General features: G+C 33.4%; 13 protein-coding genes and 1 tRNA gene. 3 read left to right on the forward strand and 11 right to left on the reverse strand.

The features are described 5' to 3' along the window. Positions 1–186 precede the first annotated feature (186 nt). The 7 genes from ACXHHC_RS06110 to ACXHHC_RS06140 form a co-directional block, all read right to left on the reverse strand. Positions 187–1,968 (reverse strand): hypothetical protein, encoded by a 1,782-nt coding sequence (locus ACXHHC_RS06110; RefSeq protein WP_458228751.1) that lies wholly within the window; start codon positions 1,966–1,968, stop codon positions 187–189. A 4-nt stretch (positions 1,969–1,972) separates the two neighbouring features. Beyond that, positions 1,973–4,006, reverse strand: coding sequence for a RagB/SusD family nutrient uptake outer membrane protein (locus ACXHHC_RS06115; protein ID WP_458228752.1), 2,034 nt, complete (start codon positions 4,004–4,006; stop codon positions 1,973–1,975). 21 nt (positions 4,007–4,027) lie between these two features. Beyond that, entirely contained in the window at positions 4,028–7,006 is a 2,979-nt protein-coding gene (locus ACXHHC_RS06120) for a SusC/RagA family TonB-linked outer membrane protein (protein ID WP_458228753.1), read from the reverse strand. A 556-nt stretch (positions 7,007–7,562) separates the two neighbouring features. Beyond that, positions 7,563–9,203, reverse strand: coding sequence for a hypothetical protein (locus ACXHHC_RS06125; RefSeq protein ID WP_458228754.1), 1,641 nt, complete (start codon positions 9,201–9,203; stop codon positions 7,563–7,565). Between the two features lie 32 nt (positions 9,204–9,235). Beyond that, positions 9,236–11,116: a RagB/SusD family nutrient uptake outer membrane protein gene (locus ACXHHC_RS06130; protein ID WP_458228755.1), complete on the reverse strand. Its 1,881-nt coding sequence runs from the start codon at positions 11,114–11,116 to the stop codon at positions 9,236–9,238. A 19-nt stretch (positions 11,117–11,135) separates the two neighbouring features. Beyond that, positions 11,136–14,234, reverse strand: a complete 3,099-nt coding sequence (locus ACXHHC_RS06135; protein ID WP_458228756.1) for a SusC/RagA family TonB-linked outer membrane protein — start codon at positions 14,232–14,234, stop codon at positions 11,136–11,138. Positions 14,235–14,966: 732 nt separating this feature from the next. Then, positions 14,967–15,039: transfer RNA gene (locus ACXHHC_RS06140), tRNA-Met, on the reverse strand. A gap of 265 nt (positions 15,040–15,304) precedes the next feature. On the opposite strand from ACXHHC_RS06140, the gene ACXHHC_RS06145 reads away from it, so the two are divergent. Then, positions 15,305–16,675, forward strand: a complete 1,371-nt coding sequence (locus ACXHHC_RS06145) for a DUF1800 domain-containing protein (RefSeq protein ID WP_458228757.1) — start codon at positions 15,305–15,307, stop codon at positions 16,673–16,675. Positions 16,676–16,687: 12 nt separating this feature from the next. Further along, positions 16,688–17,881: a DUF1501 domain-containing protein gene (locus ACXHHC_RS06150; protein ID WP_458228758.1), complete on the forward strand. Its 1,194-nt coding sequence runs from the start codon at positions 16,688–16,690 to the stop codon at positions 17,879–17,881. A gap of 56 nt (positions 17,882–17,937) precedes the next feature. On the opposite strand, the gene ACXHHC_RS06155 is transcribed toward ACXHHC_RS06150, so the two are convergent. From ACXHHC_RS06155 to murB, 3 genes are all read right to left on the reverse strand, one after another. Next, positions 17,938–18,099 (reverse strand): hypothetical protein, encoded by a 162-nt coding sequence (locus tag ACXHHC_RS06155; RefSeq protein WP_458228759.1) that lies wholly within the window; start codon positions 18,097–18,099, stop codon positions 17,938–17,940. 589 nt (positions 18,100–18,688) lie between these two features. Further along, complete coding sequence (locus tag ACXHHC_RS06160) at positions 18,689–19,702, reverse strand: family 16 glycosylhydrolase (RefSeq protein ID WP_458228760.1); 1,014 nt, start codon at positions 19,700–19,702, stop codon at positions 18,689–18,691. A gap of 93 nt (positions 19,703–19,795) precedes the next feature. Then, positions 19,796–20,797 carry a UDP-N-acetylmuramate dehydrogenase gene (gene murB / locus ACXHHC_RS06165; protein WP_458228761.1) on the reverse strand — a complete coding sequence of 334 codons (1,002 nt, stop codon included), beginning with the start codon at positions 20,795–20,797 and terminating at the stop codon, positions 19,796–19,798. A 141-nt stretch (positions 20,798–20,938) separates the two neighbouring features. On the opposite strand from murB, the gene ACXHHC_RS06170 reads away from it, so the two are divergent. Then, entirely contained in the window at positions 20,939–21,145 is a 207-nt protein-coding gene (locus ACXHHC_RS06170) for a T9SS type A sorting domain-containing protein (RefSeq protein WP_458228762.1), read from the forward strand. Here the strand turns inward: ACXHHC_RS06170 and ACXHHC_RS06175 are convergent. Next, the gene (locus tag ACXHHC_RS06175; RefSeq protein WP_458228763.1) at positions 21,142–21,906 is read right to left on the reverse strand and encodes a carbohydrate-binding family 9-like protein; all 765 of its coding nucleotides are present in this window, start codon (positions 21,904–21,906) and stop codon (positions 21,142–21,144) included. The two genes, ACXHHC_RS06170 and ACXHHC_RS06175, sit on opposite strands and share 4 nt — an antisense overlap. Position 21,907 lies beyond the last annotated feature (1 nt).

The raw sequence follows: 21,907 nt of genomic DNA on the forward strand, positions 1-21,907 counted from the left end.
CATAAATTAAATTATAAATATATTTCATTTATATATTCATACTTATAACAAACAATCAAAACAGAATTACCACAAAAACCACTACAAAAGCAACAATATACAATCACCCAATAGAACCAAAAAAAAAACGGGAAGCTATTGCTTCCCGTTTTAATATTAAAAAATCTTAAACTCTTTACAAATTACCTAAGGCCTAGGATCACTTGTAGTGATAGAAAGGTCATCTATAGAAATATCCGCCCATGCTCTCCAGCTAGTTCTAATCATAAATTGACCTTTATGTTTTGCTTGCCCAACAAAATCTATCTCCACCTGAATCCATCTATCCAAATTATTAGCATCAAAAGGATTTAGGTTATGTCTAAGCTGACTTCCTCCATCATTATCAAAACGCAAGAAAAGTAAATTTGCTAAATTACCCGCCGGATAATTTGCATTGCTTGCAAAATAGTATTTAAACTTTAACTTGTAATTTGCTCCCTCTACCAATTCAATAGGCTGTGTTGACTGCATTCCTACTTGGTTTCTAGAACCTCCTCCTTCAGCTCTAGCATAATTCAACTCCATCCTAATCACATTTCCTGTTGGAGAAACATCTGTTACATTCAATGGATCTATAGGTGAAGCTACAGTAACCCTAGATAAAGTTGCATGTCCTGTAGACTCCCAATCTGTATCTATCGCAGCCTCAAAACCTCCTTCAGCAAAACTTCCATCAGAATTGATAAAAAATTCTTGTTTAAACGGTGGAGCATTTAAATCAGTAAAGGCAACTGTAGGGTTCTCAAAACTTCTTGAAACCACAGGACTTGATGCATCGTAAGACACCAAAGCAATATCTCCATCATAAACACTCTCTGTTAATTGAATTTCTAAAACAGACGGATCATTTGTAGCAATAGAAACAGCCTCTACGGTAGCAGTAGTACCGTTTATAGTTACAGAGAAAGCACTTGCTAAAGCAGCAAGATCCAAATCTTCAGCCACAAAACCTCCTGGGAATTTAACCGCAATATTTCCTGCCACATTTTCACCAACACTAATAGGATCTAATGGCTTAGTTGATTTCCCCACTCTAATTGTAGGTCCAAAAAATATTGGCGGATTGTGTTGCCCTAAAACCACCCCAGAAGACCCTGGATCAAACTGACCTCTTTGTAAATCTATCTCAGTAGTAAAGTCTCCCAATTCTACAAAGGTAAAATCATACGACTTAGGTAAGATAAATTCAGGTGGAGAACCAGCCGCATCCGTTTCCTCTATTACAGCAGAAGCATCACTACTCTTTCTTAAGGCAAACCTTCTGTCTGTTGGTCTTGAATTCTCAAGATTAGATGCATCCTCTATTGTTAATAAATCCCCTGCCTCAATATCTATAACATTAGAAGCATCTGGCACTAACTCAACACCATCTTTGTACACTTTAATTCCCGGAACAATTGTATCATATACGTTTATTCTAAACGTTTTATCAATTATCCACTTACCCGTCTCCTCATCCTTAATAGGTGTTACTGTACCAACATTAGGGTTGGTAGATTCAAAGGCTATAGAATCATTATATACATTATACAATCTTACCTCTGTAAACGGCAAATTATTTGTCATTACAGCAATAGACTTATCCGTAATCACTGTATCACCTGGGTTTTGTATAAAATTTTGTAACCTTTCTTTTACTTCAGCCGACAAAGCACCTCCGTTATTCTGAGGTAAATTCCCTTTTAAAAAGTAATCTCCTTTTTTAATATACCAATAGTGCTCTACTGCACCTGAAGAAAAATCTGCAAATGAAACATAATTTCCTTTTTCTGAAATAGACCTTGTAGGACTATCTGTTAAAGTCCCTAAACTTGTATACCAAGCCAACGATGAATACTCACTTGGAACCTCGTACTCATCCTCCTTACAAGAAGATACTGAAAGGATAAGCGAAGCTATCGTTAATATGTTAATTATTTTTTTCATGTTCTTAGTTATTGTTAATTAATTTATTAGAATTAACCTCACTTAAAGGTAACGGCAAATAAGCATGTTGATCTTCGTTGTAATTAATGCTTGCTGCCTGTAAATCCCTAAAGTCGTTGTGCTGAGTTGGTGTTCCTTGACCATTAGGTATGTTAACAACCTCCCCATCCAAAATGATTTGAAATGGTCCAACTAAAGAATTACCTGAATCATCTAAAACATCCTCAAACAACTGAGCATTCCACTTTACCCTATGTGTTCCATTTGCATTGGTTGCTAATGCCGAAGAAACATAACGTCTTGCAGCTAAATCCTCAAACCTCTCTTTAGTAATTCCCCATCTTCTTAAATCTATAGTTCTAATAGCATTTCCCTCCATAGCCAACTCTAAAGGTCTTTCAACATGTCTTAAATGCTCAGTTAATCTTTCATAAGTATCATATGAGTTATTCTCATTAAAATCATCAGTATCTCCATCTAAATTTCTATCAATATTAGGTGAATCTGTAGTAAATGTATAAGCACTAAATTCTTCTGACCCTGTGCTAGGCCCCAAAAGAACAACTCTTGACCTTCTCCTTACTTTGTTAATGTAATACCTAGCTTGATCTAAATTACCTTTCTCCAATAAACACTCAGCTAACATTAAATAAACGTCTGCCAAACGAATTATTCTCATATTCACTCCAGATCTACCATCTGTAGTCAAAGCCAATTCAGAAGAAGCTACATCCCAGTTTGTTAATTTTTTCCAATAGAAAGCTCTATGTGGTGAAGTATGTGCATTCCCATATGAAGAAACCTCCGGAGGTCTATTCCCATTATAGAAACTCACATTTCTATCATCCGCTATACTAACCGAATGTGATGTTCTTTCAGAATAAGTTCTAAACTCTGTTGGACTCAACGGGTTAACTGGATCTATATTATCTGGGTCATAATCAGGATTTACAACGGTATTCATTGGATCTAATTTATCTATAGAATCCTTTTTATATTCTACAACTAACCAAGAAGCAGGCACATTTCTAGGTGCCTGTTGTTGCAACCCTAAATCTAAAGACACCCCATTATGTAACGCCTCTTCATTAATATCGTCTGTAGCTAATGAAATTGTATAATTAATTTCAAAAATAGACTCTGAATTAAACTCACTCTGAGATGTAAAATTATCTCCAACATGTGGTGTTAAAGCATAACCATAGTTATTAACAACATTGTTAAAACTAGCAATAGCATTATCTAAAGCCTCCTGACTTTTTCCTGACGCTTTAGCCTCGTAATCATATTCGTATAAGAAACTTTTCCCCAATAGAGCTTCACAAGCCCCTGCAGTAATTCTTCCCAACTGACTATCTGTTGGTATGGTTACCTCTGCACCTAAAGCAGGAATTGTATAAGTTCCTTGTGCCCAATTAGAAGGAAGATAATCCCTACCATAAGCTAAATCTTCTCTATAAAATTTAATGATAGAATCCTTATGAGCCAATGGTTGTTGATAATCATCAGGGTGACTAGGAGCATTTTTAAACAAAGGAATAGACCCTCCATTGAAAGAATTTGCCAACTGAAAGTACAGATAACCTCGCAATGCCCTAGCTTCCGCATACAACACATTCCCCACAATACCTACACCAGAATCTTGACCTTCATACGATGGTAAGATTCTTTCATACCCTTCTATTACTTGATTCGCTCTAAACACCCCTTCGTATAAATGACTCCATTTTCTATCAACAGCTAAGGTATTATTTGCAAAAACTTGCTCATAAAACGGCTTCGAACCTGGTGTAAAGTTTCTAAAACCAGGAAAAGTCATATCACTTCTTTCATATTCCATTAAGGTAGCAATAGCTTCTTCTTTTCTTAAAGAGCTATAAACAGCTGTTAGTCCTGATTCTAAATCATCATTAGTTCTGTAGGCCAGCTTTTCATTCAAAAAGTTTGGATTCTCCTCATCCAAAAAGTCATCACTACAAGAAGCTAAACTTAAAAATACTGATGACAGTATTAATATTTTGGTTCTAATATTTTTCATTACTATAATTCTTTTTTGTTATTAAAACTGTAATTGAATACCTCCTTTATACTGAGCTGTCATTGGGAAGGTTCCTTTATCTAGACCTCTTGTACTCAATCCATTATTACCAACCTCAGGATCAAAACCTGTATATTTCGTAAAGGTTAAAGCATTTTGAGCTTGGATATAAAATCTCAACTTATTAACCCCCATTTTTTTAGAAATCTTTTTAGGAATTGTGTATCCTAAAGCAATATTCCTTAGCCTAAGGAAACTTCCATCTTCTAAGAAGTAATCACTATTCCCTCTGTAAGAAAAAGTATTTGTTTGAGAGTTGCTATTTCCACCTCTGTTGGCAGGAATATTTGTATCCGTATTAAAAGGAGACCAAGCATAAAACAAATCTCTATGCAAACCAGAGTGATACGCGAAAGTTTTACTACCATTTACGATTTCTCCTCCATAACTACCAAACCACTGCATCGCTAAATCAAAATTCTTATAGCTCGCATTAAAGTTGAATCCCATTTCAAAATCTGGAGTCCCACTACCTACATACGTCCTATCATTATCATCAATAAGACCATCTCCATTTATATCTCTAATTTTAGAATCCCCCAATTGAGGCACAGTACCTCCAATAAAAGTCACTCCTTTTTTAAGTACATTACCTTCTCCATCTACAACATCAGACGTATAAGCATCTAACTCTTCTTGCGTTTGAATAACTCCATCCTGCTTAAACATAAAGAATGCTCCTGCTTCGTACCCTTTGGTAATTACAGTAATAAAGTCTTGATTACTATTCCCTACATGTCCATTATTTAAGTTTATGAACGGGTTATTTTCTGCAGTCTTAGTTACTTCATTTTTATTGGCTGTAAACGTTAACTGATTCTTAAAGAAACCAAAATCAGCACCAAAGTTTCTCTCTATAGAAGTCTCCCATTTAATATCTGGATTGTATTGTCTTGTCCTAGCCTTACCATACCTTAAAACCTCCTCAGAACCTCCTGTAGCATAATTAAATCCAGAATCTATATAAGGTTCAAATTGATACGGAGTAAACCTGTCGTTACCTGTTGTACCATAACTTGCTCTAAGCTTAAAGTTCTTAACTACCGACTTTAAAGGACTCCAAAAAGCTTCATCAGACACATTCCATCCAACCGAAACAGAAGGGAACCATCCCCAACGATTTTCTCTACTAAACATAGAAGACCCATCCCTTCTTACACTTGCACTCAACAAGTATTTTTCATCAAAATTATACTGTAACCTACCAAGGTAACCAATTAAAGTTCTGCTAAAATCATTGGCTGGTGTATCGGATAAATCATAATCTAAATAACTATTTAAACCAACAACTCTATCTCCAAATGCATTCAAAGCTCTTTGTGCATAAAACGTATTTCTTTCAGATTTTTCCATAGAATTCACAAACAACAAATTAAATTTATGCCTGCCTATTTCTTTTCTATAGTTCATCATTGCTTCAAAAGTAAACTTAGAACTCTCAATATGAGTATTTCTAACTGATGATCTCTGATTTGGATCTATAGGTTGAATTACCTGTCCTTGGTTATTTACAACACTAAACTCTTTTCTTCTTTCAACCCTCTTCGTATCTGTAAAGTTTGCTCCTCCTCTTGCTGTTAACTTAAACTCTTTTGTTACATCGTATTCCAACTGTAGGTTACCCGCATTAAAGTTTCTGGTTTCGTTTTCAACTCTAGTAATGTTTCTTAAAATCCCTGCCAATTGTCTAATCTCCACATCATCATCTCCTCCATCTTCTACTCTATCAGCATCTAAATCAACGGCTGGTTTGTTAGGTGCGTATCGGAAAATTTGCAAGAATATATTCCCATCAGGACGAACCCTCTCATCTCTTCTAAAAGTTAAACCCGAAATCATTTTAAACTTTCCAGAAGTATATCTAGCATTAGATCTAACGTTAAATCTCTTAAAGTCAGAATTAACAATTACCCCTTCTTGATTGAAATAGTTTCCATTAAAACTATAAACTAAGTCTTTCTTACCTCCAGAAATATTGATACTATAATTCTGAATTGGTGCTAAATCATTTAAAATTGTTTCTTCTAAATTTGTATTTCTTACAAAACCTGCTTCATCATTACCTGTTCTTGACCAAATTTGATCGATTGATACGTTATTTGACGGTCTTAAGAAAACCTGCAATAAGTCTACGTACATCTTTTGGTTGGTATTCAATAGTGGAGTGTTAGAAGTAATATTTTGCACTCCATACTCACCTCGTACAGAAACTTTCATACTACCAACTTTTCCTTGTTTCGTAGTAATTAAAATAACCCCTCCAGCACCTCTTGTTCCATAGATTGATGCAGAAGCAGCATCCTTTAGAACATCTATAGATTCAATTTCACTTACACTCAATCCTGGGTCATTGTCGTAAGGAATACCATCTACTACATAAAGCGGTTTATTTTGTCCTTCCATAATAGAACTAAAACCACGAATTAAGATATTAGCTTCAGCTCCTGGTTCACCAGAACTTGCAGTCACACTAACTCCTGATATCTGACCTTGTAAAGCAGCTCCAATATCTGATGTAGTTGTTTGCTCTAAGACTTCTGATTTTACCTTTACAACAGCCCCTGTTACTTCCTTCTTCTTTTGCTCTCCATATCCAACAACAATTACTTCGTCTAAACTCTCTGCACTTTCTTCTAGCACAAAGACTAAATTTGACTGCCCTTTATAAGCCAAAGTCTTATTTGCATACCCCATATAGTCTGCCAATAAAACATCTCCTTTCTTTAAAGCAATCTCAAAGTTACCATCGAAATCTGTTATTGTTAATTTACCTGTACTCTTTACACTAATGCTAACTCCAATTAATGATACACCTTTATCATCTGTTACCTTACCGGTAACTTTTTTGGTCTGTGCACCCATTAAATTGAAACTAAAAACAGCAATGAGCGTGAATACAACGCTTCTCAGTTTTTGGTTTTCAAATAGTTTGAATCTCATTGTTTAAGTGTGTTTATATTAATGTTAATAAAGTTGATTAAACAATTCCTCCTTAACCAAAACACACTCTTAAGTACTTAGTACAAATATTTAAAAATCACAAAAGACTAAAAGAACAAAGACCTTTATAAAAATTCGACACTAAATTGTTCATTGTTTTTCCTGCAAAAAACTAAACAAAACTTTAAAAAAACATATTGCTAAAAAAACAAAACTTTAAATAGACACAACCATCATAAAACACTACAAAACAACTACTTAAAGTTTTTTTTTAAAAAAAACACACAACAAGTAAGGAACTAGACGTTTTAAGAAAAAATCATAAAAAAAGATTGCTTAAATCAAAGTAGCAAGCTAAAAGATTAAAAAACAAGATTATCAGAAATTAAATTCTAAAGATATTCCTTCTATATATTCTCACCTACAGCAAACAATTAACACAGAATACCTACAAAACAACCCAACAAACAAAACAATACACAACCACCTAATTGAACAAAAAAAAACCAGAAAGCTTACACTTTCTGGTTCTTAATTTTATTTATAATATCTTTTACTAAGGTCTCTTATCTTTAACTCCAATATAAAAATCATCTAAATAAAACACAAATTGATTCGTTGCATTTTTATTTGTTCTAAAGTACAACCTAGTTACATCACCTCCTGTATAATTGAACTCTTTTTCAATAGTAACCCAACTACCAGTACCATAACCTTCAAGCTCAACCTTAGAAACAGTCCCCACGTTTAACCAAGGCCCACCTATAAGGAATAACTGTATAGCATCAGGTACTGCTGTAGCATCCTCTATATACATTTTATAACTCACAATATAAGTTGTTGCTGGATCCAATGTTAACGCTAAAGAATTTGCAGGATCAGTATTAATAGCAGACCTTTGGTCAGCAATAGTAGATAGTTTTATACTATAATCACCATCAACAGCCTTATCTGTGACATACTCTATAGTTCCTTCATTTTTACCCCAATTTGGAGCAAAAGGTAACCAACTAGCACCAGCATTTTCAAAACTAGCAACTTCCGATGAGGAAAGTAAGTTTTTATCATACATAACTACATCTTGCTCAGTAAATACAACCGGAGTACGTGAGTCTACAGAAACAATACCACTATTAGGCAACATTGTAACATTAATAGTGTCATCAGAATATATGGTTTCAGCTAATTTAATATCAATTATAGATGGATCGTCTTGATTAACGGTTGCTGTTGAAACAGTAAAATCAGCACCGTTAACTTTTACTTCAAAAAATGAAGCAAAATTATCACCTATACTAGATTCTATCTCACCATTAAAACCTAACTTAATTGTTTGATCTTCAGCCTCTATAATATCACCTACTAATTCAAAAGGTTTCGTAGACGGAATTACCTCTATCACTAATGGTACTTTATATTGTTCTGAGTCACCAGGTAAATTAGGATCAATTCTATTTAAAGTTATTGTAACATTGTAAAAACCTAACGACTTTAACAACAAACCAAAATTTTCTTCATTAGAAGCTGCAACTGAATTCCCTCCACTTGTACGCTTGGCTGTCCAAAGTGTTCTGTTATGTCCACCAATAGTAGTTGTGTTTTCAAAAAACAAAGGATCACCTGCTTCTACAGTTACTGTATCTAGAGCTATATGATCTACAACCACATTGCTAGAGTTTTTAACTTGTACCGAAGGAATAATAGAATCTAGAACGTTAACAACAAACGTAGTATCTATTACCCATTTATTCCCTACTTTGTGCGAACCAAGAGTGTAAGCCGTTTCAGTAGCTTTATTGTACCCCGGAAAAGTAACAGAATCTTTAAACTCGTTGTATAGTCTAACTTTATTTAAACCCGTCTTTTTAAAGTAAACGATAATAGATGCTGCATTGGAAATAGTATCCCCCTCGTTAATGATATTATTTTCAAAAACTTTGTAATTATCATTTCTTAAGAAAGGTCCTTTCAAAAAGAAATTACCACTCTCAATTGTCCACGCGTGTCCTATTGCTCCTTGTGACAAATCTGAAAAAGTCATTTGTCCTGCTTCTGCTACATATAGCTGAGTATCTTGTCCCTTACTGTTATAAAAACCAACAGTACTTATATCTCCAGGCTCCTCATACTCCGCAGTAGTACAACTTACGATAAAAATCGTAAGAAGCATTGCTAAATATTTAAAATTAAATTTCATTATTATATATTTTATTGTTTCTTAAATTGAATTTACTCTACAGTTTCATCATCAAAACTAGACTCTTCTAAACCATCCACTCCGTTATCAAAAATATTAGGATTCGTTAAAATTTCTTCACTAGGAATAGGTAAATACGCTCTATCATCATTGTAATTATCAGCAGCTATTTTAAATTCATCAAAGTTAGTATTGTGGACGTTTGCAGGTGCTGGATTACTTGGATCTACCTTATAAAGCACACTAGACCACCTCATAACACGAGTTATAATACTAGCGTCATTTTCATTTTCAAATGACACTTCTTGGTGCGCTGCACTGTACTCTATTTCTGATAAAGTTTTAAATCTTTCAGATTTCACACCCCATCTATGTAAATCTATATTTCTATTTCCATCTCCTTCTGCAGCCAACTCTAATGGATACTCCTTAAATCTTAAGTGATCTTTTAAAGAATTAGCATCATAAACAACATTATCATAAGTAAAATCTAAAAACTCTACCGGAGAACCCAACATTACAACTCCAGATCTTCTTCTTAATTTGTTAATATACAATAAAGCTTCATCAACATTACCCAGCTCTATTTGACATTCAGCATACTGTAAGTAAATTTCTGCTAAACGAATCAATCTTTCGTTAACACCAGAACGAACTTTACCAGGTGACACCTCATTCTCTGATGCTAACCCTAAATCCCAATTGGTATGTTTTCTCCAGTAGGCAGTCATGTTAACATTAAAGTTAATTGCATGTCCTGCTGTTGGCTCTCCATAATACTCCGTATCTAAATCGTCTACCAAGGCAACAGATTGAGAGGTTCTTAAACTATACGAACGTAAAATATTTTTTCCATTGTCATCAGTATCAAAATTACCGTCACCCCCAAGACTACCGTCATCTGCCACTCTATCTACCCAGTTTCTTTGATCTAAAGAGTCTAGAGCTTCGTTTTTGTATTCTATAATAAGCCAGTTAGCAGGTATCAAACCTCTCCAACCACCAGAACCAGCAAACTGCTTAACATAAGATGTATTTGCTACATCTCTACCATCCCATGGACCTAAGTTTGTCTTAAAGTCAAGAGAATAAGCAACCTCAAGAATAGACTCCTCATTAAACTCATCTCTTGTTGTAAAGTTACTTCCAATATCATCCGTTAAACTATACCCATAATTATCAATTACATCTTTAAAGTATTCAGAAGCTGTTTCATATTCCCCGGCATAAAGAGCAGATTGTCCCATTAATGCAACAGCAGCACCAGCAGTAACTCTACCTGTATTATTATCATCCCAAGAATTAGGCAAATTTTCTTTAGCAAACTCTAAATCTTCTAGATAATACTCCCTAACTTTCTCTGAAGAACTAATAGGAGTGTTAAAATCTTCTGTGTTCACAGGAATAACATCTTTAATTGGCACAGCACCTTTGTTATACATAGTATGCAACAAGAAATACATATAACCTCTTATAAATCTTGCCTGCGCAACCATTAAATTCAACTCTTCTTTTCCATCTTGATCTAGACCCTCTTCGATATTAGGAGCATTTGCTATTAATTGATTTGCTCTAAAAATTGTTGTATAGTTAGTAGCCCATTTTCTGTTTACCATTTGCTCTGCATCGGTAAACGACTGAAGGTAATACGCATTTGTAGTATTTGGTCTTTGAAAACCATTACCCCACGCTAAGTCAGTACGAATTGTATTCTCCACCAAACTTACATTAGAAGCATTTGAGAATTCATTGTAAACAGCATTTAAACCACTCTCAAAGTGTTGTAAGTTTAACCAAAAACTATCTGTAGATAAATCATTTGGGTTATTTTCTACGAGAAAGTCATCACTACAAGAAGCAGCAAAGGATGCAATCGTAAGAACCGCTATTATCTTTTTATATATTGTTTTCATATTTTCTATCTTTTTTTCCTTAAAATTGTAACTGTAATCCTCCTCTGATTTGAGCTGAAACAGGATAATTCCCTCTATCAATACCTCTTGTACTTAAACCATTTCCTCCAACTTCAGGATCATATCCTTTGTACTTAGTTATAGTAAGAGGGTTTTGAGAAGCAACATATACTCTAAGTCTATTTAGTCCAATACTATTAATTGTTTTCTTAGGAAAAGAATACCCTAAAACAATGTTCCTAAGTCTTACAAATGTTCCATCTTCCACCCAATAGTCTGTGTGACTTCTTACATTATTATGTGTTGCATTTCTATTAACAGGGACAGAAGTATTTGGATTTTGCAGTGTCCATGCATGCACTAAATCCTGATGAGTATTACTTTTGTACGCTAAAGCTCTATTACCATTTAAAATTTCTGCTCCAAAAGAACCATACATTTGAACAGACATATCAAATCCTTTATAATTTGCATTAAAGTTTATACCTGCTTCAAAATCTGGTTGCCCACTACCTGCATAAGTCTTGTCCTCATCTGTAATTTCTCCATCACCATTCTGATCAACATAAATTAAATCCCCAAACTTAGCATCTGGGTTTATTGCTAAATACTCATCTAATTGTTCCTGATTACTAACAACTCCATTTGTCTTATGTAAAAAGAAAGAACCAGCTTCATAACCTTTTGCTAAAAATGAAACTAAATCAGAATCATTATTATGACCAGAAATTGTTGACCCATCTAATGGTATAAGATTATTTGTAGGACCTAAATTAGTAACCTCGTTTCTATTCATTGTGAAATTACCAGCAACATCCCATTTAAATTTACCTTTTCGTTTTCTATATTTTAAAGCAACCTCCAAACCTTTATTCTCCATGTCTCCAACATTTCTAACAATACTAGAAGTAGCAGCACGAATACCTCCCGCACCGTTTGAAGGAGCAATCTTAATAGGAAACAACATATCTTCGGTAGATCTTTTGTAAATATCTGCAGTAAGAGTAAACTTGTTTTTAAAGAAAGACACATCAATTCCTAAGTTTCTAGACACAGAAGTCTCCCATTTAACATCTTGATTTTCAAATGCTTCTTGTATAGCACCAAAAACCAATTCAGGATCTCTACCAATTAAGTAATCGTGTTGCAATGTAGAAACTCCAGCATAACTATAATCTTGTATACCTTGGTTTCCTGTTTCACCACTACTGGCTCTAACTTTGAATGAGTTGATGGTACTTTTTAGTGGAGCCCAAAAACTTTCTTCAGAAACATTCCACCCCAAAGATAAAGATCGGAACTCACCATAAGCTTCTTTTCTAAACCTAGAAGAACCATCTCTTCTAATACTCGCACTTAATAAATACTTTTCATCGTAATTGTATTGAACTCTTCCTAAAGCTCCCAAAAGAGCATTTGTTCTGTTCCATGTCCATCTATTTCGTCCAGACTCAGCTAATGAAGACTCACTTGTCGCACCATTAATAACGGTAATACTATTATCAAAAATATCTTGTTTACTAGCTAAAAATTGAGAGTAACTATATTTTTCAGCAGAATAAACACCAGTTAAAGTTATTTTGTGTTTACCAAATTTCTTGTTATAGTTTAAGATACTTTCCCAAGTTGTTTTTTCTGATTGAGTACTAGTATTTCTGATCTCTGATGGAGGGGTAATAACTCTATCTCCATTAGGTTGAAACGCATAGAAGTTGGGCCTTATAGTTTCCTGAAAACCATCTCCAAAACTCGCAGAAGCTCTTGTAGTAAAAGACAAAGCCTCAGTGATATCGTACCTCGCATTTAACCTCGCATCAAAATACCTATCCTTTGTTGTATTTCTTTCTAATAGTCTAAAACCTAGTTGAGAAAAATTCTCTGCAGTTTGCCCATCACCCGGATCTCCATCTAATGTATCATCCCCAGGTGTTATAGCTTGTCTTAAAGGATCCCAAGAAATAGCTGTTCTCAATAACCCAAAAGGAGGTCTTAGTCTTTCGTCAACCCTCATAGACAAACCTGTATCGATTTTCCATTTTCCTTTTTTAAACTGAGTATTAGCTCTTAAGTTATATCTTTGAAAATCTGTTTTTATTAAAACCCCTTCTTGACTAAAGTAGTTTAAATTCACATTATATGTTAAACCCTTTGAACCACCAGAAACACTTAAATTATGGCTCTGAATAGGTGCATTGTCATTCTCTATTATATCAATAAAGTTTGTATCATAAGTAAGCCTATGCTCGTTATCTTCTACTCTTGTCCACGTATTTCCAAACGTTGTACCCTGTAACATTTGCTGTCTAATAAACTCTGAATACAAGCGATCTTCCCTATTAAGTAAAGCTGTACCAGATGTTATTTTCTGAACACCATAATAGCTATTTAATCTAACACTCATCTCTCCAACTTTACCTTTATTGGTTGTTATTAAAATTACACCAGCTGCTCCACGTGTACCATATATCGCTGCAGAAGCATCTTTTAAAACATCAATTGATTCAATTTCACTTGTACTTAATTGCGGATCCCCTTCAAAAGGTATTCCATCTACAACATACAAAGGAGAATTACTTCCGTTTAACGATGAAACACCACGAATAATAACATTAGCCGCTTCACCTGGCTCTCCTGAAGAAGCTACAACGTTAACTCCAGAAACCGTTCCTTGCAAAGCCGTACCTACATCAGCTGTAGCTATTTTGTTAATCTGCTCTGATTGTACTCTAACAACAGAACCTGTAACCTCCTTTTTGGTCTGTTTTCCATAACCAACTACAACAACCGCATCTAAACTTTCAGCACTAGTTGATAGTACTATGGTTATTTTACTTTGATCCTTGACTTTAATTTCCTTTTTTCCGTATCCTAGGTAGTCAGCCACCAATACATCTCCTTTTTTAACAGGAATCTCAAAGTTACCATCAAAATCAGTAATGGTTAACTTCCCAGTGCTCTTTACACTAACACTTACTCCAATCAATGGCTCGCCTTTCTCATCCGTTACAGAACCTGCAACCTTCCTTGTTTGCGCTTGCATTGAATTGAAACTAAAAACACTAATGAGTGTAAACACTACACATCTTAGCTTTTTGTTTTCAAATAGTTTAAATCTCATAGTTTAAGTATGTTTATATTACACCTCCAAATTTGTAGAAATTCTTCGTTTACAAGGGGGACTTATTAACTAATAAACACATCTGATGTGTTAAATAAGTAATAATAAAGGTTATTTTTTAATAATTCGATAACTCATATGTTTAAAAACTAAATAAAAAACAACAATACATACGTCTAAAAAAACATGAACACCAGAAACAAAAAATTTAAAAAAACAAAAAAACAAATGCGACAAAAAATAAACCTAAAAAACTAAAAAACAAATACTTAACTTAAAAAAAAATAAATTATACATATAAAATAAAACAAAACAAAAGCTCAATTAATACCAAAAACTGTACACAGAACTCATCAAAAACAAACTACTAGACTTAGAACTAATAAATATTTTTAAAAAAATACAAATACAATAGCTTTAAGACCAAAAAACAATGTAATTCACAACATAAAACAACAATAACCACACAAAAAACAATAAACTAAATCAAACCTTAAATAAGTAACGGTTTAAAGTTCTAAGATTAGCACTAAATCAATTTTTTTAAACAAAAAAGACACCTCTAAATGAAATGTCTTTGTTAATAGCTCCAATTGGACTCATCCCGGCTACATTAATATTTAGGCTGTCTTAAGTTTACCGAAAGTCTCTGTACAGACTTCTCGTCCAGTTACAAACAATCAAACGTCCCTAAAACAAAAAAGACACCTCTAAATGAAGTGTCTTTACTAGTAGCGGGAACTGGACTCGAACCAGTGACCTTCGGGTTATGAGCCCGACGAGCTACCTACTGCTCTATCCCGCGATTTGGACTGCAAAGGTAGCGTACAAGAATGGTTCTCACAAGAAAAAAAACAACATTTTAATAACTAAAATTTAACGCTTTAAACATCAACCTATTAGCACACAACCCCCTTTTAAGCGTTTCTCACACAAACCATACATTCTATACAAAAAGAACAATACCTAAAAAAGATTGCAAGATATTCCATAATAAAAAACACAGAACATTAAACTTTTAACAAAAAACAAAGTCATAACACTATAACTTCTAAATTCTATTATGCTTTATGAAAAAAAGTGACCTAATACATCTATACAATAGAATTGGCTTTGGAATCTTACCTAAAGACATAAAAAAAACTCAAGACATAGATAGAGATGAACACATCAAATTACTTCTTAAGAAATCAAAAAAAACAAAACGTCTACAGATTGACTCTTCCAGCTTAGATCAGTTTAACACCATTAAAAACTTAAGAGAAAGGAGAATGAAAGCGCAAAAAGAAAACAGAAAGCTTTTAATCGACTTAAACACGTATTGGTTTGAACAATTATACAGTTCCAAAACATTATTACACGATAAGATGAGATTATTTTGGGCAAATCATTTTGTTTGCTCTAGTAACTTTCTACACTTAACGGAAGACTATTTAAAAGTAATAGAAAAACACAGCCTTGGAAACTTTAAAGATTTTGTATTGGCTATTTCTAAGAACCCTATGATGATTCGTTATTTAAATAACCAACAAAACAAAAAGGAACACCCTAATGAGAATTATGCAAGAGAGCTAATGGAGCTATTTACATTAGGAGTAGGGAATTATACAGAAGAAGACATTAAAGAATCTGCCAGAGCTTTTACAGGATGGTCCTCTGACAAAGATGGAGTGTTTGTGTTTAGAAAAAGACTCCATGATTTTGGAGAAAAAACATTCTTAGGAAAAACAGGAAAATTTGGAGGAGAAGAAATTATTGATATTATATTAGACCAACCCCAATGTGCTGTTTTCATTTGCGAAAAAATTTACAAAGAATTCGTTAATCCCAATCCAAACAAAAAGCATATAAAAAAAATGGCTAAAATATTTCGTAAGAACTATAGAATAGACAAGCTTATGGAATACGTACTCACCTCTGATTGGTTTTACGATAAAGAAAATAAAAATGTTAAAATAAAATCTCCTGTAGAACTAATTGTTGGTATTCATAATGTTATCCCGTTTGAATTTAAAAAGAAAAAATACTTTCAATACCTACAATACAATCTTGGACAAAAACTACTCTATCCTCCCAATGTTGCCGGATGGCCTGGCGGTAAACAATGGATAGATGCCAACACTATAATGATTCGTTTAAAATTAACTTCTGCCATAGCACAACAAAGAGCTATAGAAATGGAGCCTGAATCTGAATTTGAAGACGATTTTGACATGATTAGTAAACGTAAAAGAAACAAAGCTTATTTTGTTTTCACAAAGATAGACTGGAAAGACTTTGATAAAATTCACGAAAACACAACCTTAGAAGAATGGCAAGAAACACTTGTTGGCTCTAAGCTTTCTTCTAAGACTAAAGACGTTATTACATCTATTAACCACCACACACCAAGAGAATTCTGCATTGCTCTTATGTCGTTACCTGAATACCAAATGTGTTAAAACCCTACTACCATGAAAAGAAGAGATTTCCTAATAAATAGCTCATTAGCCAGTGGAATGTTATTTGTACCTAGTTTTGTAAGGGCTTTTGAAAACATACCAAAAAATAAACTGGGACATAAAAAATTAGTCGTTATACAGCTTTCAGGAGGGAACGACGGCTTAAATACGATTGTTCCTTACAGAAATGACTTATACTATCAAAAAAGGCCTAAAATATCTGTAAAACCAAATGAAATCCTTAATCTAAACGGAGAAGTAGGTGTTCCTGAATACATGAGTGGCTTTAAAGACCTATACGATAGAGGCTATTTAAGTATCATAAATAATGTTGGGTATCCAAACCCTGTAAGATCTCACTTTAGATCTGCCGACATATGGCAAACAGCCAGTAATGCTGATGAATACAAATCTACAGGTTGGTTAGGTAACTATCTAGACAATTATGATTTAGACGCTCATATGGCAATTGATGTTGATAATAAACTTTCGCTTGCTCTTAAAGGAGCCGATAAAAGCGGAATATCTGCATATGATCCAAAATTACTAAATAGGAACGCAAAAGATCCTTTCTTTAAAAAAGTACTAAACAAACATCACTTAGACGAACATTTAAGTGAAGAAAATTTAGGGTATCTATACAAACAAATGATACAGGCTGAATCTTCCGCATCATATATCTTTGAAACATCTAAAACTTACAAATCAAAAACCAACTATCCAAAAAATCAATTTGGAAAACAGTTAGCCACTACTGCTCAATTTATAAACTCACATTTAGAAACTAAAGCATACTATGTATCTATGGGAGGGTTTGATACGCATGTCTCTCAAAAAAATAGACACCAAAGATTAATGAAAATTTTATCCGAAGGATTAAATGTATTTGTTGAAGACCTAAAAAAGCACGACACCTTTAAAGACACTCTTATTTTAGTGTTTTCTGAATTCGGAAGAAGGGTAGAGGAAAATGCCGGAATGGGAACAGATCATGGAGCAGCTAACAACTTATTTATCTTAACGGAGAATCTTAAAAAACCCGGTATTTATAATAAAAATGTTGATTTAAATGACTTAGACAAAAACGGAGATTTAAAATACGAGATTGACTTTAGAAAAGTTTACGCAACTGTTCTAGAAAAATGGATGCATGCTGATCCTAAAAAAGTACTAGGTAAATCATTTGACAACCTAAACTTTATCTAATAAAAAAAGACCTGCAATTATTTTGCAGGTCTTTTTTTACATGGGGTAATAGTTTACTACATAGATTTTCTCCAGCCGGGGTTAGCATCTTTAGAGACTTTAAAAACAAAGCTCTTTAAATCCATTACATAAACATTACTTTTTTCCATTTGAGTAGGGGCTTTAACTTCACTGTTAAGCACAGAAAGTCTTCTAGGGGTAGGTCTAACATTTCTCATAGTATCGCTTTTTTTATTAAGATACAACTATTATTAGTTCAAAGCAAATATTTATCAAAAACAACATTCATAAACAACTGTACATCAAAAGAATAACAAATATCAGCCTACAGATTAAAAACAACCTGTCATTACAATACTCAAAAAAACACAATACCACATGTTAAAATATACACAAAACCTACTGTTTTGAATAAAAATAAACGACAAAAATCTGCTGTATTTATACATACAGCACAAGTTTCAATACTCATAAAAAACCAGTAATTCCCTAATCTTCAACACACTCAAAGAGATGTTTTTTAAAACATTAAAAACAAACCCCTAAAAAGAGTACTATCCTAAAAAAGACACTCCAAAATCACATTCTCACCTTCTATAAGTAATATTGATACAACAAAAAATACAAATATCTAAAAACAATAAAAAACGGAATCTTAGTTTAGTTTTTAAACTAAAAAAAAGTCGTTTTCTTAATTTAAAAGCATGGAATTTACTTTTTACAGTAAAAATCACCCGCTATAATTTTCAATAAAAAAAGCCTTACAAAAAAATGCAAGGCTATCTTTACTAAATTTATAAAAACGTACTATTTATCTTCTAGCACCCATGTTCTTACCCAATCATATTTTGTTGTTCTATCTTCCTCAGAAGCTGTTTCAAAAATATTATTAGCATCTATTGGGTTCCAATCATACGTTTCAATAGCCATAGTTATATGTCCTTCAATATCAAAATCTGCTGGCGGATTTGTTATAGAATGCACGTGTTTCCCATCTAAATAGAACAATATTTCTCTTGGAGATTTCCACCAACAACCGTACACAAAATACCTAGAATTATTCTCTTCGTCCATATCTGTTTTTGCTGGAGAATTCTGAGCCGTATCCACATCACAACTTCTGGCATGTCTCCACGTGTTAGAATGATAGCTTTTATTCCATTTTTTAGCCCAACTATGCGTTCCATCATGTACACGACCTACACATTCCTGAATATCTAACTCTAACTTTCTTTGAGGTCCTGTACTGCAGTTTTGTAAAAATGCGATCCAAAAAGTAGAAGACATTACCGTTTTATTAGCCTGCATTCTACACTCGTAATACTGTCCTGGCCCTGCTTTAACCTTAGACCTTAATATAGCACCTCCATGAGTCCATGCTGTTCCTCTAACCGTCTTAGGCGTAGTAAATTTCTTAACTGTTACACGCAAATCTCCATCTGCTACAGAAACATTCTCAGACTCAAACAAAGCAGGCTCTCTACCATACCATCCAAAAGGATCTTCTGACGGATCTTTAAACCATTTAGAGTCATCAAATTCACCATTAAATTCATCCGACAAATTCTCCACTTTTTTCCACTCTTTAGTAGAAGGAGTAGGATCTACCTCTACAAAATAAGGTCCTGAAGGATTTGGATTCTCATTAGATTGTTCGTCACCTGGTTGCTCTTCATCTTTAGGATTCTCTATTTCATCAGGAGTACTAACAGGTGGTATAAAGGTTTCTTCCTTTTTATCACACGCTGCCGAAACGCATATACATAGGGTTAATACTAAAAATAAAGGCCTGTAAAAAAAGTTATTACTAATTGTTTTCATTTTGATAGTTGGTTAAATACCTACCAAAAATAGCCATAGACCTCTATGAAAAGGACAATATAACAACTACATATTAAAACAGATGTTGAAGGTCTATATAATATTGACCTCTATTTCTAACGAAATTCCAAATTGCTCTTTAATTTTAGCTTGAATTTCTTTCGCTATAAAAAATACTTCTTTTCCCGTGGCATTGCCATAATTAACTAAAACCAATGCTTGTTTGCTATGAACTCCTGCACTTCCATAGGACTTGCCTTTAAATCCAGCTGTCTCTATTAACCAACCTGCAGGTACTTTTATTTCTTTCTCAGAAACAGGATAACTAGGAACATTAGGATACCTGAGCTTTACGTTGTTAAATTCTTCTATTGAAATAACTGGGTTTTTAAAAAAACTACCACTATTTCCTATTTCTTTAGGATTGGGTAACTTACTATTTCTAATAGCAATTACCGCATTACTAATCTCTTTTAAGGTTGGACTAGTATTTCCTTTTAACTCTTCCTGAATGGCACCATAAGATATATTTACCTTATGATTCTTAGTAGTTAACTTAAAGGTTACACTCGTAATAATATATTTTCCTTTGGCCCAGTTTTTAAAAATAGAATTCCTATAACCAAATTCACATTGCGCATTGCTAAAAGTTTCTAAGGCTAAGGTTTCTAAATTTAAAGCTTCTAGAATAACCATGGTATCTTTAATCTCAAACCCATATGCTCCAATATTCTGAATAGGACTGGTACCAACATTTCCGGGAATTAAAGATAAATTTTCCAAACCTCCATAATCTTGATCAATGCACCACAACACAAACTCATGCCAATTTTCACCTGCATAAGCAGTCACCTCAACAGTATCCTCAGTTTCGTTATTAACAATTACTCCTTTAAGATTTAAGTGTACCACTGTTTTATCAATATCCTGAGTTAACAACATATTACTTCCCCCTCCTAGCAAGAATAAATTTTCATTTTCACCTACCACCTTTTTTAAATCTGCTAAAGTCTCTACAGAAATAAACTTTTTGGCTTTTACATCTATGCCAAAAGTGTTGTAGTTTTTTAAAGAAACATTAGATAAGTATTGCATAATTATTGGTTTTAACCATAAGTACTGTTAATTCTATGCTTATTAAGCGGTAATCATACTCTTTGCTACATCTTAAAAACGGATAAAGACACCTAAAAACTATAGATATACTTAATTTACGTTTCAATTACAGTCAGAGAAATGAAAAAACTTTTAAACATAAATCAACTTAAAATTGATGTTGCATCTGCTAAAAATCAAACTGTTCAGCTTTATACTATACAAGGAGATATTTTATTCCAAACAGAAAAAGTGAATGCTGATATTATTATAGATACTTCTTCTTACAAAGAAGACATTTATATTTTACAAATAGGAACAACGTTTAGAGGCGTACATATCTATTAATCTACAAACTCTAACAAACCAAACATACTTGGTTGATGTACGTCTTTTTCCTCTACATTTTCTATAGGAAACATAGAAGACATCATTCTCCTTCCTATCTCACCACTATCTCTCATTTGTTTTAGTGCTAAAAAAGCCCATCTACTCCCCTTCTCTATAGGATATTGATTCACTGTAATGTTAAATGTTTCTTTAGGAATGGCTATTTCTAATGTCCATCCTTTATCAACATCAGAATTATTGTTTAATGTCCCTTTTAATTTTACAGCTATGTTATAGTTAGGATTAAAAGCTTTAACTGATGTATTTGCTCCATTATAAAAATCGTTCACAAAAACGATATCATTCACTGCTTTATTTGGATTCATTTCAAAACAGTAATGAATGTTTTCAGCCGAGGGTACAGGAATAAAAAAAGCTTCTACACAATCGTCCAAATACACCGCTCCATCTCGTTTTATTTCATTTGCATTGATAAACTCATCTTTTACATCGTAAAACAGATACAAATTTTCATCATCCCACAACATTCTAAAATACGTAGCCTGTTTCTCTTCTTCCTTTTCTGTCAGATAATAATAATCAAAAGTCCTAACCTCTGCTTTCTCCCACTCTTTATCTAAAACACCATCTACTTTAATTTTAGCTGTTGCTTTGTGCACATTATAAATAGGTCTTTCATCTAAAGACAATGCACTTTTATGTTGTTTACAAGCTGTTGCAGTAAGCAAAACACAAACTACTAGAAAAAATTGTTTCATA

It is taken from the genome of Wenyingzhuangia sp. IMCC45574, assembly GCF_054182685.1.

Bases quoted from the DNA above. Each gene is read 5' to 3' on its own strand.
- ACXHHC_RS06175 (WP_458228763.1), bottom strand. From the start codon at position 21,906: ATGAAACAATTTTTTCTAGTAGTTTGTGTTTTGCTTACTGCAACAGCT.
- ACXHHC_RS06135 (WP_458228756.1), bottom strand. From the start codon at position 14,234: ATGAGATTTAAACTATTTGAAAACAAAAAGCTAAGATGTGTAGTGTTT.
- ACXHHC_RS06130 (WP_458228755.1), bottom strand. From the start codon at position 11,116: ATGAAAACAATATATAAAAAGATAATAGCGGTTCTTACGATTGCATCC.
- ACXHHC_RS06160 (WP_458228760.1), bottom strand. From the start codon at position 19,702: ATGAAAACAATTAGTAATAACTTTTTTTACAGGCCTTTATTTTTAGTA.
- ACXHHC_RS06115 (WP_458228752.1), bottom strand. From the start codon at position 4,006: ATGAAAAATATTAGAACCAAAATATTAATACTGTCATCAGTATTTTTA.
- ACXHHC_RS06150 (WP_458228758.1), top strand. From the start codon at position 16,688: ATGAAAAGAAGAGATTTCCTAATAAATAGCTCATTAGCCAGTGGAATG.
- ACXHHC_RS06110 (WP_458228751.1), bottom strand. From the start codon at position 1,968: ATGAAAAAAATAATTAACATATTAACGATAGCTTCGCTTATCCTTTCA.
- ACXHHC_RS06145 (WP_458228757.1), top strand. From the start codon at position 15,305: ATGAAAAAAAGTGACCTAATACATCTATACAATAGAATTGGCTTTGGA.
- ACXHHC_RS06120 (WP_458228753.1), bottom strand. From the start codon at position 7,006: ATGAGATTCAAACTATTTGAAAACCAAAAACTGAGAAGCGTTGTATTC.
- ACXHHC_RS06125 (WP_458228754.1), bottom strand. From the start codon at position 9,203: ATGAAATTTAATTTTAAATATTTAGCAATGCTTCTTACGATTTTTATC.
- murB (WP_458228761.1), bottom strand. From the start codon at position 20,797: ATGCAATACTTATCTAATGTTTCTTTAAAAAACTACAACACTTTTGGC.
- ACXHHC_RS06170 (WP_458228762.1), top strand. From the start codon at position 20,939: ATGAAAAAACTTTTAAACATAAATCAACTTAAAATTGATGTTGCATCT.
- ACXHHC_RS06155 (WP_458228759.1), bottom strand. From the start codon at position 18,099: ATGAGAAATGTTAGACCTACCCCTAGAAGACTTTCTGTGCTTAACAGT.